The 13,743-nt window shown below is 66.5% G+C and carries 15 protein-coding genes; 2 read left to right on the forward strand and 13 right to left on the reverse strand.

The window, feature by feature from the left end; translation table 11 throughout:
• Positions 1–264: 264 nt before the first annotated feature.
• From H623_RS0115425 to H623_RS0115485, 13 genes are all read right to left on the reverse strand, one after another.
• On the reverse strand, positions 265–1,032 hold the full coding sequence (locus H623_RS0115425; RefSeq protein ID WP_022901826.1) for a YaaA family protein: 768 nt from the start codon (positions 1,030–1,032) through the stop codon (positions 265–267).
• Positions 1,033–1,084: 52 nt separating this feature from the next.
• On the reverse strand, positions 1,085–1,651 hold the full coding sequence (locus H623_RS0115430) for a P-loop nucleotide/nucleoside kinase family protein (protein ID WP_245559010.1): 567 nt from the start codon (positions 1,649–1,651) through the stop codon (positions 1,085–1,087).
• A gap of 227 nt (positions 1,652–1,878) precedes the next feature.
• Positions 1,879–2,139, reverse strand: coding sequence for a F0F1 ATP synthase subunit epsilon (locus H623_RS0115435; protein WP_022901828.1), 261 nt, complete (start codon positions 2,137–2,139; stop codon positions 1,879–1,881).
• Positions 2,140–2,141: 2 nt separating this feature from the next.
• Complete coding sequence (gene atpD / locus H623_RS0115440) at positions 2,142–3,623, reverse strand: F0F1 ATP synthase subunit beta (protein ID WP_022901829.1); 1,482 nt, start codon at positions 3,621–3,623, stop codon at positions 2,142–2,144.
• A 54-nt stretch (positions 3,624–3,677) separates the two neighbouring features.
• Complete coding sequence (locus H623_RS0115445; protein ID WP_022901830.1) at positions 3,678–4,574, reverse strand: F0F1 ATP synthase subunit gamma; 897 nt, start codon at positions 4,572–4,574, stop codon at positions 3,678–3,680.
• A gap of 56 nt (positions 4,575–4,630) precedes the next feature.
• A complete protein-coding gene (gene atpA / locus H623_RS0115450; RefSeq protein WP_026940428.1) occupies positions 4,631–6,268 on the reverse strand; it encodes a F0F1 ATP synthase subunit alpha in 1,638 nt (545 codons plus the stop codon).
• Between the two features lie 56 nt (positions 6,269–6,324).
• The gene (locus tag H623_RS0115455; RefSeq protein ID WP_022901833.1) at positions 6,325–7,119 is read right to left on the reverse strand and encodes a F0F1 ATP synthase subunit delta; all 795 of its coding nucleotides are present in this window, start codon (positions 7,117–7,119) and stop codon (positions 6,325–6,327) included.
• Positions 7,119–7,667 carry a F0F1 ATP synthase subunit B gene (locus H623_RS0115460; protein ID WP_022901834.1) on the reverse strand — a complete coding sequence of 183 codons (549 nt, stop codon included), beginning with the start codon at positions 7,665–7,667 and terminating at the stop codon, positions 7,119–7,121. Before H623_RS0115460 ends, H623_RS0115455 begins: the two co-directional genes overlap by 1 nt.
• A gap of 31 nt (positions 7,668–7,698) precedes the next feature.
• The gene (gene atpE / locus H623_RS0115465) at positions 7,699–7,935 is read right to left on the reverse strand and encodes an ATP synthase F0 subunit C (RefSeq protein ID WP_022901835.1); all 237 of its coding nucleotides are present in this window, start codon (positions 7,933–7,935) and stop codon (positions 7,699–7,701) included.
• Positions 7,936–7,986: 51 nt separating this feature from the next.
• The gene (gene atpB / locus H623_RS0115470; protein ID WP_022901836.1) at positions 7,987–8,784 is read right to left on the reverse strand and encodes a F0F1 ATP synthase subunit A; all 798 of its coding nucleotides are present in this window, start codon (positions 8,782–8,784) and stop codon (positions 7,987–7,989) included.
• Between the two features lie 302 nt (positions 8,785–9,086).
• Complete coding sequence (locus H623_RS0115475) at positions 9,087–9,617, reverse strand: Cg1360 family ATP-synthase-associated protein (protein ID WP_022901837.1); 531 nt, start codon at positions 9,615–9,617, stop codon at positions 9,087–9,089.
• Positions 9,614–10,936 (reverse strand): MraY family glycosyltransferase, encoded by a 1,323-nt coding sequence (locus tag H623_RS20420; protein WP_022901838.1) that lies wholly within the window; start codon positions 10,934–10,936, stop codon positions 9,614–9,616. The genes H623_RS0115475 and H623_RS20420 overlap by 4 nt, the downstream gene beginning before the upstream one ends.
• Positions 10,933–11,643, reverse strand: coding sequence for an L-threonylcarbamoyladenylate synthase (locus H623_RS0115485; RefSeq protein ID WP_022901839.1), 711 nt, complete (start codon positions 11,641–11,643; stop codon positions 10,933–10,935). The genes H623_RS20420 and H623_RS0115485 overlap by 4 nt, the downstream gene beginning before the upstream one ends.
• Before the next feature lie 172 nt (positions 11,644–11,815).
• Between H623_RS0115485 and H623_RS20425 the strand changes: the two genes are divergently transcribed.
• Positions 11,816–12,886 (forward strand): ATP-binding cassette domain-containing protein, encoded by a 1,071-nt coding sequence (locus H623_RS20425; RefSeq protein WP_022901840.1) that lies wholly within the window; start codon positions 11,816–11,818, stop codon positions 12,884–12,886.
• Positions 12,883–13,689: an ABC transporter permease gene (locus H623_RS0115495; RefSeq protein ID WP_022901841.1), complete on the forward strand. Its 807-nt coding sequence runs from the start codon at positions 12,883–12,885 to the stop codon at positions 13,687–13,689. Before H623_RS20425 ends, H623_RS0115495 begins: the two co-directional genes overlap by 4 nt.
• Positions 13,690–13,743 lie beyond the last annotated feature (54 nt).

The following is a 13,743-nucleotide window of genomic DNA, read 5'->3' on the forward strand; positions in this document are numbered from 1 at the left end:
GTCCGGTGATCCTGACGGTGTGCCTCGTAGTGACCGGCATCGCACATGCCCGACCGCAGGCGATCAGAATTCCGATCATCGCACCGTGAACGATCGCTCTGACGCGCGGAGGGGACGCGCGCCGACTTCATTCGCCGACCCGACGGTATTGCGTTCGCTCGAGGTGAGAAGCTTCGCCAAACCCGACGGGCGCCCTGATTAGCTGGCAGCGGAGCCCACGATCCGAAACGTGCCGACCCCCGCTGACACAATTCTGATCCTAACTCAGTCGACCAGCAGACGTACCTCCCGATCACCTGCGGATTCCATCCGGAATCCCGCGTCGCACGCCCAACGGACGAACGCCGCCACCGATCGCACGCGCGGCCCGTCCAGCACGAACCTGCGGACCAACTCGCCCTTCGCGTGCTTGTTGAAGTGATTGAGAGCGCGGTGCACGCCGTTCTCACCCTCTGTCATGACGCGCACATACGCGGTGTCGCCACGAGGCTCCGCCGGCGGGCTCAGCGGACCGAGCGCCACGTAGCTTTCCGACCGCAAATCGATGATCGGCCCCGCCACTTCGGTCAGCGCGGCCGTGACCGCGGAGGCCCACAGCCGGCGCAGCCGCAGATCCGGCAGCCGCGACGATGCCGACATGCGGTAGTCCGGAATCCGGTCGAGGGCTCCGACCGGCCCGAAGACGGCCGAGTGGATCGCGACAGTACGCCCGAGGCGACGACGTGCCTGCGCGGGCAGCGACGCGGCATCCAATGCGTCGTAGAGGACGCCCGTATAGCGATCGACTGCCGGCATCACGGGCGACTCGAACAAGGCGGCATCCGTGGCGAGCTCGTCGATGAGAGTACGCGGGATGCCCAATGCCTTGGCCGCCACACTCGGCTCGCCATCGCGCGCCAAGCGCACCAGTGCCTCGGCGGTGATCTTTCTGGCCGGGGTCAACGAGGGAAAACGCCAGGTGTCCCAGTCCATACGGGCGCTGCCGACACCGCCGGCCCGCTTCGACTCGGACGGCGGAAGGAGGATCAGCACGCAGAAACCTGCTCTGAGGCGACCGCGACGAGCACGTGGACGGGGCCGCGAGTCACAGGGTGACGAATCCGACGGCCGCCTCCACGTTCTGACCGAGCGGGTTCACGGTGTCGAGAGTGATTCGCGGCATCTCCGCGCACTCGCCCTTCCACGGCTGATAGTCCTCCAGGCTCTGCTCCACGGCACGCCACGACGGTTCCTCGAAATGCGGCATGTTGCGCTCTCGCTTCTCCAGGCGCTGCCGGTGCAATTCCGGATCGGAGCACTCGACCTCGATGACGCGCAGGGGAACGTCCGCACGTCGCGACAGGTCACGCCACTGCAGCCGTGCCGGCTCCACGGCGTTGACCGCGTCGACGACGACGCTCCGTCCCGACATCAGCACCTGCTCGGCCAGCGTCTCCGCCACCAGATAGGCAGCGAGACCGGTCGGCTGGTTCGCATCGATGCCCGCGCGCAGGATCGACGATTCGATCGGGTCCACCGACACGATCGTGGCGCCCAGGCGTGCGCTCACCACTTCTGCGATCGTCGACTTGCCCGCTGCGGGCAGGCCGGCCATCGCCACGAGCATCGGAATCCGGATCTCTCCGAACTGCCTCTCCACCGGCTGCGTCATCTCGGCCTCCCCCACGCGGATCCCTCACAAACTCTAGTGAACGCCCGGCTCTCTGGCGACCGGTTCGCCGTCTAGGCGAGCGACGCGGCCAGCGGACGACGAAGGCGGATGCCCGGGAACAGTCCCGAAGCATCCGCCCGTCAGTCTCGGTCGCGAGCCAGACGTCATTCGCGCGGACCGGCCGCCGCGCGAACCGGCCGTCGTGGACGTGACGGCCCCGACGTCGGTCAGACCAATTCGGCCTTGCCCGCCACGACAGCGACCATGTTGTTCTCGACCGACAGGAATCCGTCCGCCGCATTCGCCGTGATCTTCTCCCCGCCCGGCAGCGTCACGCGCACCTCGCCGGTGGCGAGGATCGCGAGCATCGGCTCGTGGCCCGGAAGCACGCCGATCTCGCCTTCGACAGTGCGGGCGACCACCATGGCGGCATCGCCCGTCCACACCTCGCCGTCGGCGGAGACGACACTGACGTTCAGCGTGGCCATGGTCAGCCGTTCTCCTTCTGGATCTTCGCCCACTTCTCCTCGACGTCGGTGATCGGGCCGACGTTGAAGAACGCCTGCTCGGCCACGTGGTCGAAGTCGCCGCGGCAGATGGCGTCGAACGACGCGATCGTGTCCTTGAGCGGAACGGTCGATCCCTCCACGCCGGTGAACTTCTTCGCCATGTACGTGTTCTGCGAGAGGAACTGCTGGATGCGACGAGCACGGGCGACCGTGATCTTGTCCTCTTCGGAGAGCTCGTCGACACCGAGGATGGCGATGATCTCCTGCAGCTCCTTGTTCTTCTGCAGGATCTGCTTCACCGTGGTCGCGACGCGGTAGTGGTCCTCGCCCAGGTAGCGGGGATCCATGATGCGGCTGGTCGAGGCCAGCGGGTCGACGGCCGGGTACAGACCCTGCGACGCGATCTCGCGGGAAAGCTCGGTCGTGGCATCCAGGTGCGCGAACGTGGTGGCCGGGGCCGGGTCGGTGTAGTCATCGGCCGGAACATAGATGGCCTGCAACGACGTGATCGAGTGGCCACGCGTCGACGTGATGCGCTCCTGAAGCACGCCCATCTCGTCGGCGAGGTTCGGCTGATAGCCCACTGCGGACGGCATGCGGCCGAGCAGCGTCGAGACCTCGGAGCCAGCCTGCGTGAACCTGAAGATGTTGTCGATGAACAGCAGCACGTCCTGCTTCTGAACGTCGCGGAAGTACTCCGCCATGGTGAGCGCCGAGAGGGCGACGCGAAGACGCGTCCCCGGCGGCTCGTCCATCTGGCCGAACACCAAGGCGGTCTTGTCGAAGACTCCCGCCTCTTCCATCTCATGGATGAGGTCGTTGCCCTCACGGGTGCGCTCACCGACGCCGGCGAACACGGACACACCACCGTGGTCCTGCGCCACGCGCTGGATCATCTCCTGGATGAGCACGGTCTTGCCCACGCCGGCGCCGCCGAACAGGCCGATCTTTCCGCCCTGCACGTACGGAGTGAGCAGGTCGATTACCTTGATGCCGGTCTCGAACATCTGGGTCTTCGACTCCAGCTGGTCGAACGCGGGCGCCTTGGCATGGATCGGCCGGCGCTCGGTGATCTCGATCTTCTCGCCGGGCTCGAGGTCTAGCACCTCCCCGGTCACGTTGAAGACGTGGCCGAGCGTGACGTCGCCCACCGGAACCGAGATGGCGGCTCCGGTGTCGCGCACCTCCTGCCCACGGACGAGACCGTCGGTCGGCTTCAGTGCGATGGCGCGCACGAGGTCGTCGCCGAGGTGCTGCGCGACCTCGAGGGTGATCTCGTGGTCAGCGGTCTCGCCCTCCTCGCCGTAGGCGATGGTGGTCTTGAGAGCGTTGTAGACCTCGGGAATCGCGTCGTGCGGGAACTCGATGTCGACGACGGGGCCCGTCACGCGGGCGATGCGGCCGACGCCCGGGGTCGTCTCCGCTGCCGCGGCCTGGGACTCGGCGGTGGCTGTCGGTGTCATTTCTTCTCTCTCTGTCTCGTAAGACGGTGTCTTCACAAGCCGTGGATGTGCCGGCTACTGCGATGCCAGCGCGTCGGCGCCGCCCACGATCTCCGAGATCTGCTGCGTGATCTCGGACTGGCGGGCGTTGTTGGCCAGGCGCGTGTAGTTGGTGATCAGCTTGTCGGCGTTGTCGGACGCGGCCTTCATCGCCTTCTGGGTGGCGGCGTGCTTCGCCGCGGCGGACTCGAGCATCGCGTTGAACAGCCGACTGTGCACATAGGCGGGCAGCAGCGCGTCGAGCACAGTGTCGGCATCCGGCTCGAACTCGTAGAGCGGAAGAACGTCGTTCTCGCCGGCCTCTTCCACACCCTCGACGATCTCGAGGGGCAGCAGCCGCACCACGTGGGGCTGCTGCACGAGCATGCTGACGAAGCGGTTGTAGACGATGTGGATCTCATCGACGCCGCCATCGGCCGCATCCTGGATGAAGGCATCCAGAAGCGCCTGGCCGAGCTCGTGCGCCGTGTCGAAGGTCGGAGCTTCCGTCGAGCCGACCCAGTCGCGCACGCTGGCGCGCTTGCGGAACGCGAAGTAACCGACCGCCTTGCGCCCGACGAGGTAGAACACCACCTCTTTGCCCTGCGACTTCAGCAGCGCCTCGAGCTCGAGCGCCTCACGGATGACCTGTGAGTTGAACGCGCCCGCCAGGCCGCGGTCCGACGAGAAGATGACCACGGCGGCGCGGTCGACGTGTGCCGGCTCGGTGGTCAGCACGTGGCTGACCTTCGAATGCGCCGCCACTGCCGACACCGCACGGGTGATCGCTCGCGTGTACGGCGCGGATGCCTTCACGCGGGCCTGCGCCTTCGCGATGCGGCTGGCCGAGATCAACTCCATGGCACGGGTGATCTTCTTCGTCGTATTGGCAGAGCGGATGCGCTGTCGGTAGACCCGAAGTTGCGCTCCCATGGGACTCCTGTCTTGCTCTTAGTCGGATCGTCAGGCTGTTGTCGGATCGTCAGGCGTCAGCGACGGCCGGCGACGATCTTCTCCTGGTCGACGTCTTCTTCCTCGATCGCCTGGTGCTCTTCACTGCCCGGGCCGATCAGCGGCTTGCCTTCGCCGGTCTGGAAGCCGCGCTTGAAGGCATCGACCTCCTTCTCGAGAGTGGCCACCGTGTCGTCGTCGAGGACGTTGGTCTCCCGCAACGTGGTGAGCACGTCGGTGTTGTGGCGCAGGTAGTCGAGGAGCTCGGCCTCGAAGCGGAGGATGTCTTCCACCGGCACCTCATCGAGCTTGCCGTTCGTGCCGGCCCAGATCGAGACGACCTGTTCTTCGACGGGGAACGGTGAGTACTGCGGCTGCTTGAGCAGCTCGGTCAGTCGCGCACCGCGGTCGAGCTGGCGACGGGACGCCGCGTCGAGGTCGGACGCGAACATCGAGAACGCCTCGAGTGCGCGGTACTGCGCGAGTTCGAGCTTCAGCGTGCCCGAGACCTTCTTGATCGACTTCACCTGGGCGTCGCCACCGACGCGGGACACCGAGATGCCGACGTCGACAGCGGGACGCTGGTTGGCGTTGAACAGGTCGGACTGCAGGAAGATCTGACCGTCGGTGATCGAGATGACGTTGGTCGGAATGTACGCCGACACGTCGTTCGCCTTCGTCTCGATGATCGGCAGTCCCGTCATCGAACCGGCGCCGAGCTCGTCGGAGAGCTTCGCGCAACGCTCCAGCAGGCGCGAGTGCAGGTAGAAGACGTCACCCGGGTATGCCTCGCGGCCCGGCGGACGACGCAGCAGCAGGGAAACGGCGCGGTACGCCTCGGCCTGCTTCGACAGGTCGTCGAAGATGATCAGCACGTGCTTGCCGTCGTACATCCAGTGCTGGCCGATGGCCGAGCCGGTGTACGGGGCGAGGTACTTGAAGCCGGCCGGGTCGGAGGCCGGAGCGGCGACGATCGTCGTGTACTCCATGGCTCCGGCATCCTCGAGCGCGCCCTTCACCGACGCGATCGTGGAGCCCTTCTGACCGATCGCGACGTAGATGCAGCGAACCTGCTTGTTCGGGTCGCCCGTCTCCCAGTTGGCCTTCTGGTTGATGATGGTGTCGATCGCGATCGCCGTCTTACCGGTCTGGCGGTCGCCGATGATCAGCTGGCGCTGGCCGCGTCCGATCGGGATCATGGCGTCGATCGCCTTGATGCCGGTCTGCATCGGCTCGTGCACGCTCTTGCGCTGCATGACGCCCGGCGCCTGCAGCTCGAGCGCACGACGGCCCTCGGTCGCGATCTCGCCGAGACCGTCGATCGCGTTGCCGAGCGGGTCGACGACGCGGCCGAGGTAGCCGTCACCGACCGCGACGGAGAGAACCTCTCCGGTACGGGTGACCTCCTGGCCTTCCTCGATTCCGGCGAACTCGCCGAGCACGACGACGCCGATCTCGTTCTCGTCGAGGTTCTGGGCGAGACCCAGTGTTCCGTCGGCGAAGCGCACGAGCTCGTTCGCCATGACGCCGGGCAGGCCCTCGACGTGCGCGATGCCGTCGGCGGCGTCGAGCACGTGGCCGACCTCGGTCGCCTCGGCCCCGGCCGGCTCGTACGAATTCACGAAGTCTTTGAGCGCGGAGCGGATCTCGTCGGGGCTGATGGTCAGATCTGCCATGATGTTCCTTCTCTAAACGACTCGGCGTCACGCCGCGTCACGGTTGTCGGGCCTTCTCAGCCCGCGAGCTTCTGGCGCACGTCGCTCAGACGTGCGGCGATCGAATTGTCGATCACGTCATCGCCGATCTGCACACGGACTCCGCCGAGCAGCGACGGGTCGATCACCGTGTTGACGGCGACGTCGCGACCGTAGCGGCGCGACAGGGACGCACGCAGACGCTCCGACTGAGCCTCGTCCAGGGGCGTCGCGGTGACGACCGTGGCGAGTGACGCTCCGGCCTCGTCGGCCACGATGACGGCGGCCTGACGCAATGCTTCACGGATGCTTCGACCCGCCGGCCGCTGCACCAGCTGGCGCACGATCGCCTGAGTGGCACCGGATGCCTTGTCGCCGAGCAGACGGTCGACGAGGGCGGACTTCGCGTCGCGTGCGGCCAGCTTGCTGCGGAGCGCCAACTCGAGCTGCGCGTCCGAACTCACGGCGCGGATCACCTCGAACAACTCGGCGTCGATGCGCTCGGTCGAACCGGCCGCCGCCGCGAATGCGCGGATGCCGAGCTCCTCCAGACCCCCGGGCAGATCGGTCGGGTCGGACCAGCGCTGCGCGACCGCCTCGTCGAGCACAGACTGCGCCGCCGCCGACACCTTGCCGCCGAAGACCGCGCGGACCAGCGCGACCTTGGCGTCGGCCTCTGCCGAAGCATCGCCGAGAGCGCCGCGCAACTGCACCGACGAATCGACCGCGCGAGCTGCGGAGAACAGATCTTCCGCCGTCTCGCGGTCCACGCTCTTCTGCGCCGCGAGCGTGGCTCGCAGCGCCTGAAGAGCACTTGTCGTCGCGCTTCCCATTACGCCTTCGATCCTGCCTTGTCGTCCTGCTCGAGCTCGGCGAGGAACCGGTCGACGACACCGGTCGCCGTCGTGGAATCCTTCAAGCTCTCGCCGATCACGCCGGATGCCAGATCGATTGCGAGCGACCCGACCTCCGCGCGAAGCGCCACCGCGGCGGCCTTCTTCTCGGCGTCGATCTGCACCTGCGCATTGCGCGTGATGCGATCGGCCTCAGAGGTCGCCTGGTCCTTGTGCTCCGCGACGATGCGCTTGCCGTCCTCGCGAGCCTGCTCGCGGATGTGGGCGGCCTCGCTGCGAGCGTCCGCCAGCTGCGCCGTGTACTCCTCGAGCAGGGCCTCGGCCTGGTGCTGAGCCTCGTCCGCCTTGGCGATGTTGCCTTCGATGGCCTCCGCGCGCTCGTCGAGCATCTTCTTCATGCGCGGCAGCGCCAGCTTCCAGAAGAAGATGAGAATCACGACGAAGCACAGCGCCGACCAGACCAGGTCGGACGCCGACGGGATCAGAGGGTTCGGAGCCTCTTCCGCCACGACGATTGCGTGGATCATCACGCCTCCTTATCGGTGGTCGTGCTGACCGTCAGGACACGAAGATGAAGTAGGTCGCGATACCGATGAGCGCGAGCGCCTCGGTGAAGGCGATACCGATCCACATCAGAACCTGAAGACGACCGGCGAGTTCGGGCTGGCGGGCGATCGACTCGATCGTCTTGCCAACCACGATGCCGATACCGATGGCCGGGCCGATGGCCGCGAGGCCGTACCCGACGGTAGCGATGTTTCCGCTGATGGCTGCGACGACAGACGTTGCGTCCACGTTGTTTCCTTCCGTGATGGTGAACCGGGTGGCCGGTTCGCTTGTAGCTGTTTAGTGCTCTTCAGCCAGCGCGAGCTGGATGTAGACGGTGGTGAGGATGGCGAAGATGTAGGCCTGCAGTGCCGCGACCAGCACCTCGAAGAGAGTGAAGACGAAGCCGAACGCCAGCGTTCCCACGCCGAGGAGCTTGAAGAACCCGGGCGCGGTGAAGAAGAAGAACGTCGTCGCGCCGAAGAACAGTGAGAGCAGGAGGTGGCCCGAGATCATGTTGAACGTGAGTCGGAGCACCAGGGTGACGGGCCGCAAGACGAACGTCGAGAAGAACTCGATCGGCGTGATCAGCACGTAGAACGGCCACGGAACGCCCGCCGGGAACAGCGCGTTGCGGAAGAACCCTGCCGGATGCTTCTTGACGCCCGCGTAGATGAACGCCACGTATGCGACGGCCGCGAGCAACATCGGTGTCCCGACCACCGAAGTACCGGCGACGTTCAAGAACGGGACGACGCCCGTCAGGTTCATGAACAGCACCATGAAGAAGATGGTGGTCAGCAGGGGCAGGAAGCGTCGGCCGTCTTTCTTGCCGAGAAGATCGAACGCGAGATTCACTCGCACGAAGTCCAGGCCCATCTCCACCAGAGACTGGAAGCGACCGGGAACGACGCGCATCTTGCGGGTACCGATCCAGAATAGGACCAGAAGCACGATGACCGCGACGAAACGGACCAGCATGATGCGGTTGATCTCGAAGGGGGTGCCCTCGAAGAAAAGCACCGGCGGGAAGAATTCGTCGATCGTCGGCCCGTGGAAGGTGCCGTCACCATCGGCGGCGGGGACCAGCAGGTTCACAGCGTTAGCTAACAGCGCTATCTCCGGATTCGAAGGCGTCGAGCGAGGCTCAAAGCGACGATGAACAATTACCAAGGCATCGCGCCCGGCGCGATTGCTCGCGGGACAAGATGGGGGAATCTTCAGTCAACTGTACCGGAGATTCTGCCTTGTAACGAATTGATATGAACCGCTCGGCGCTCGCATCACGCGGGAGATCACGACCCGAGACCGTGGGTTCTACAAACCGTCGAAATCGATTCTACGGTATGTCGAAGACTGCTCGGAACACTCGTGGCCGATGTCGCCGGGCCGAGCCGGATTCAGCGTCCGCCCGGCAGGCGCGTGTCGCTGGCGTAGGGCATCCGGGATCGCAGCACGACGACCACGTCGACCACGAGCGAGCCGATCACGCCCACGATCATGGTGAGGAACATCACCTGCGGATTGACCCAGGGCTGACCCTTCAGCAGGATCGCCACGACGATGAAGAGCACGAACTTCACCAGCCAGGCACCGAGCACGATCCCGAAGAAGATGCCGACGAAAAGGTCACTGGCGGTGAATCGATTCGCCAGCAGGATGCTCGCGGCCGTGATCCCGAGATAGACCACGGCCATCGCTGTGCCGATGAGAGCGCTCACGACGCCGACACCTCCGGCGACCAGGCCGCCGACGACGCTTGCGACCACCGCGATGGCCAGCGCGAGCAGACCGCCCCACAGGAGAGCGGACTTGAGGACGAGATTGGAACTGGGGCCGCTCGACTGCTGGGGCGCTCTCGCTTCGTCCGCGGGGACGGGACGGGATGCGGTCGACTCCGTCTCGGGCCGGTCTGGTTGCTGATCGGTCACGGCGTTCTCTCGTTCTGGTGGGTCTCGTCGGTCTGGGTGGTCTGAGGGTTCTGGGTGGGCTGCGGGTTCTGGGTGGGCTGCGGGTTCTGGGTGGCCTGGCTGCGGCTTGCCCGCGCTCGCCCCGCATCGTCGGTCAAGGGCGCTGCCGGCGTTCCGGTCGCGACGACGATGGCCCCCGGCACGGCCGCCGCGCCACGGCGTCTGCTCAGCGGAGCGAGCGTGAAGGCGGCGCACGCGACGAGTCCGACGCAGAGGAACACGATCGCCGGCCAGACGGGCTGGAAGAAGAAGAGCAGGCATCCGATCGAGACGACCGCGGTCCAGGCGTAGAAGATGAGCACGGCTTGCAGATGCGTGTGCCCCATGTCGAGCAGTCGGTGATGAAGATGCTTGCGGTCGGCGCTGAACGGAGACTTTCCTGCGCGGACGCGCCGGAACACGGCGAGGCCGAAATCGAGCAGGGGAACGATCAGTACCGCGAACGGCAGGATGATCGGGATGAAGGCGGGAAGCAGGGTGTGCGCGCCGCCCTGCTGCAGCGAGATCGGGTCGATCTGACCCGTGACGGCGATGGCCGAGGAGGCCATGAGCAGGCCGACGAGCAGCGCTCCCGTGTCGCCCATGAACATGCGAGCAGGGTGCCAGTTCAGCGGCAGGAAACCCGCGCAGGCGCCGACCAGGATGATCGCGAGCACCGACGCGAGGCTGAAGTAGTTGTAGGGGTTCGTCTTCACCGTGATGAGGTAGCTGTAGAGGAAGAATGCCCCGTTGGCGATGAGGGCCACCCCCGCGACCAGGCCGTCGAGCCCGTCGATGAAGTTGATCGCGTTCATCACGAGCACGATCGCGAACACGGTCATGGCGACACTCATCCAAGGCGACCCCACCGTCACTCCCCCGCCGAGCGGAAGCGAGTAGATCTGCACGCCCAGCCAGGCCACCAGGCCGGCCGCGACGAACTGCCCGGCGAGCTTGGTCATCCAGTCGAGGTCCCAGAGGTCGTCGGCGACGCCGATGACCACGATGAGCAGTGCCGCGCCGAGGATCGCGAACACCGGCGTCGGCTCGGAGAACACGACGGCGAGCAGCGGGCCTCCGAAGTCGGGAAAGATTTGGGAGAACAGATAGGCGACGCCGAACGCGACGATGATGCCGAGGAACATGGCGACGCCGCCGAGCCGCGGCGTGGGCGTGGTGTGCACATCGCGTTCCCGGATGCGCGGGTACAGCTTGAACTTCAGCGCCACCCGCCACACGACGATCGACAGCACGAACGTGACGATCGCCGTGACCAGGCCGATGACCAGAAGAAGGGTCATGTCGTCTGCGTGTCCCCTGCGGACTCGTCCTCGAGTGCGTCGCCGACGACCTCGCGCAGCTGCTCGTCGGAGATGACGCCGTGGCGCAGAATGCGCAGCTTGCCGGCACCCGAGACGAGGGCGGTGGCATCCACGATGGTGGACGACGTCTCGGTGAGGCCCTCGCGCGCGTAGTCCACGCCCACCTCGCCCCCGTCGAGGTAGGCGTCGATGCTGTCGCCGAGCATCTCCTCGGCCTGCTGCGCCGTCGTCGCGGCCTTCATGCCCGTCTTGTTGGCGCTCGAGACCGCGAGCGGCCCCGTCGAACGCAGCAGCGCCAGCGCGATCGGATTGTTCGGCATGCGCAGTGCGACGGTGCCCTGCGTCTCGCCGAGATCCCACGACAGCGAGGGCTGCGCCGGGAGCACGATGGTCAGACCGCCTGGCCAGAACGCGCCCGCCAGGTCACGAGCCTCCTGCGGGACGGTCTCGGCGAGCGCGTCGAGCGTCGTCAGCGCCGGAATGAGGACGGGCGGCGGCGACTGACGCCCTCGGCCCTTCGCCTCCAACAGCCGCGCCACGGCGTCGGCGCTGAACGCGTCGGCACCGATGCCGTAGACCGTGTCGGTGGGGAGGACGATGAGGTCGCCGTTCTCGATGGCGGCGCGTGCGTACCTGGTGCCCTCGGCGAGAGAGTCGTCGTCGGAGCAATCGAAGAATGTGGTCATGACCGCTCGATTCTAGCGATGCCGATCACGACCTCCCTGTGACGCCCGGACAGCGACGCCGACGAAGCAGGCCCGGCCACGGGCATCCGATAGAACTGTTTATCTCGCACACTGTGTGTGTTATACACTCTGAGTACGACATAGACAGTTAGTCGATCGGAAGGACGACGAAATGACCGCGACGAACCGAACGGGGCCTGCCATCGACGTAGCAGGGCTGCGGAAGGGCTACGGGAACCACGCTGTGCTCGATGGTGTGGACTTCACGGTGGCGCGATGCGAGATCTACGCGCTGCTGGGGCCGAACGGTGCCGGCAAGACGACGACCGTGAACATCCTTTCCACGCTCGTCCGGCCCGACGCCGGCGAGGTGCGCATCGGCGGCGTCGACGTGCTCGCGCGGCCCGCGCAGGCGAGACGGATGTTCGCACTCACCGGGCAGTACGCCTCGGTCGACGAGTTCCAGACCGGGGCAGAGAACCTCGCGATGATGGCACGGCTGAACCACCTGCAGGCATCCGCTCGGCGCACTCGCGTGGCCGAGCTGCTCCAGGCGTTCGACCTGAGCGGAGCGGCGAACAAGCGGGTGGCCGGATACTCCGGAGGGATGCGACGTCGGCTCGACCTCGCCGTCAGCCTCATCGCGATGCCGCCCGTGCTGTTCCTCGACGAGCCCACCACAGGGCTGGACCCCCGAAGCCGTGCCCAGCTCTGGTCGCTCGTCGAGGAGCTCGCCCACACCGGCACGACCATCCTCCTCACGACGCAGTACCTCGACGAGGCCGAGCGCCTCGCCGATCGCGTGGGACTCATCGACGACGGACGGATCGTGGCCACCGGAACGCCCGACCAGCTCAAGGCGCAGGTGAGCGGCGACCACATCGTGTTCTCGTTCGGCGAGCGCCACGACGTTCTCCGGGCGGCCGAGCTCGCGTTGCGGCACTGCGCCGACGGTGCTCAGGTCGAGACCGACGAGGCGACCCTGTCGGTACGCATGCCGACGTCGGATGCCGTGGAGGACATCCGCGCGCTCCTCGCCGAGACGGCGAAGGCCGGAATCCGAGTGAGCGACATCGCGATCGCGGGTCCGACGCTCGACGACGTATTCCTCACCCTCACCGGACGGCCGTCTGCACAGGAGAGATCGGACGACGCTGCAGGCTCGCACGAACAGCCCACGGCCGGCGAAAAACGCGCAACCCACGAAGAGAAGACCCACGAAGAGAAGGAGAAGGCGGCATGAGCACCATCACGATGACCTCGCGTGGGGTCGAAGTTCGCCATCAGAGCCGGTGGAGTGCCGGCTCGGACATCATCGCGATGTCGGGACGGGAACTGCGACGCTCGCTCCGCAGCGTGGACGCCCTCGTGACGGCATTCGCCATTCCTGTCTCGATCATGCTCGTCTTCGTCGTGATCTTCGGGGGCGCAATCTCCTCCGACGGCGACTATGTGAACTACGTGGTACCCGGAACCCTCGTGCTGTGCCTCGGATTCGGTGCAGCAGCCACCGCGATCGGCGTGGCGCAAGACGTCGCCACGGGCACCGTCAACCGGTTCAAGACGCTCCCCGTGCTCGGCTCGGCCGTGTTGCACGGCCATGTCGTGGCGAGTCTGCTGCGCAACCTCGCTGCGTGCGTGCCCGTGGTGGTCGTGGCGCTCCTGCTCGGCTTCCGTCCCGCCGCGGGCCTGTCGGGGTGGATCGACGCGGGGCTCTTCGCGGTGCTGATCATTCTCGCGTTCACCTGGCTCAGCGTGCTCGGCGGCCTGCTCCTGAGCGTGGACGCCGCGGGCTCGATCAATTTCGTGTTCCTCTTTCTGCCCTACATCTCCAGCGGGTTCGTGGCCGTCGACACGATGCCGGGCTGGTTGCACGGCTTCGCGGACCACCAGCCGTACACGCCGATCATCGAGACTCTGCGCGCACTGTTGGACGGCGCAGCGCCGGGCGCCACGTTGTGGGTGGCGCTGGCCTGGCTCGCGGGCATCCTGGCGGTGGGAGCGGTGGGATCCGCTCTGGTGTTCGCCCGTCGGGTGAAGGGGTGACGCCGCGGGCGGGCCGGGTGTACGCCATAAACTGGCCGCACCCGGTCCGTCCCG

It is taken from the genome of Humibacter albus DSM 18994, assembly GCF_000421825.1.
Taxonomy (GTDB): domain Bacteria; phylum Actinomycetota; class Actinomycetes; order Actinomycetales; family Microbacteriaceae; genus Humibacter; species Humibacter albus.

What these genes read in the sequence shown, in the direction of transcription:
- H623_RS0115430 (WP_245559010.1), bottom strand. Translation starts at nt 1,651, where the DNA reads ATGACGCAGCCGGTGGAGAGGCAGTTCGGAGAGATCCGGATTCCGATG.
- H623_RS0115435 (WP_022901828.1), bottom strand. Translation starts at nt 2,139, where the DNA reads ATGGCCACGCTGAACGTCAGTGTCGTCTCCGCCGACGGCGAGGTGTGG.
- atpD (WP_022901829.1), bottom strand. Translation starts at nt 3,623, where the DNA reads ATGACACCGACAGCCACCGCCGAGTCCCAGGCCGCGGCAGCGGAGACG.
- H623_RS0115445 (WP_022901830.1), bottom strand. Translation starts at nt 4,574, where the DNA reads ATGGGAGCGCAACTTCGGGTCTACCGACAGCGCATCCGCTCTGCCAAT.
- atpA (WP_026940428.1), bottom strand. Translation starts at nt 6,268, where the DNA reads ATGGCAGATCTGACCATCAGCCCCGACGAGATCCGCTCCGCGCTCAAA.
- H623_RS0115455 (WP_022901833.1), bottom strand. Translation starts at nt 7,119, where the DNA reads ATGGGAAGCGCGACGACAAGTGCTCTTCAGGCGCTGCGAGCCACGCTC.
- H623_RS0115460 (WP_022901834.1), bottom strand. Translation starts at nt 7,667, where the DNA reads ATGATCCACGCAATCGTCGTGGCGGAAGAGGCTCCGAACCCTCTGATC.
- H623_RS20420 (WP_022901838.1), bottom strand. Translation starts at nt 10,936, where the DNA reads ATGACCCTTCTTCTGGTCATCGGCCTGGTCACGGCGATCGTCACGTTC.
- H623_RS0115485 (WP_022901839.1), bottom strand. Translation starts at nt 11,643, where the DNA reads ATGACCACATTCTTCGATTGCTCCGACGACGACTCTCTCGCCGAGGGC.
- H623_RS20425 (WP_022901840.1), top strand. Translation starts at nt 11,816, where the DNA reads ATGACCGCGACGAACCGAACGGGGCCTGCCATCGACGTAGCAGGGCTG.
- H623_RS0115495 (WP_022901841.1), top strand. Translation starts at nt 12,883, where the DNA reads ATGAGCACCATCACGATGACCTCGCGTGGGGTCGAAGTTCGCCATCAG.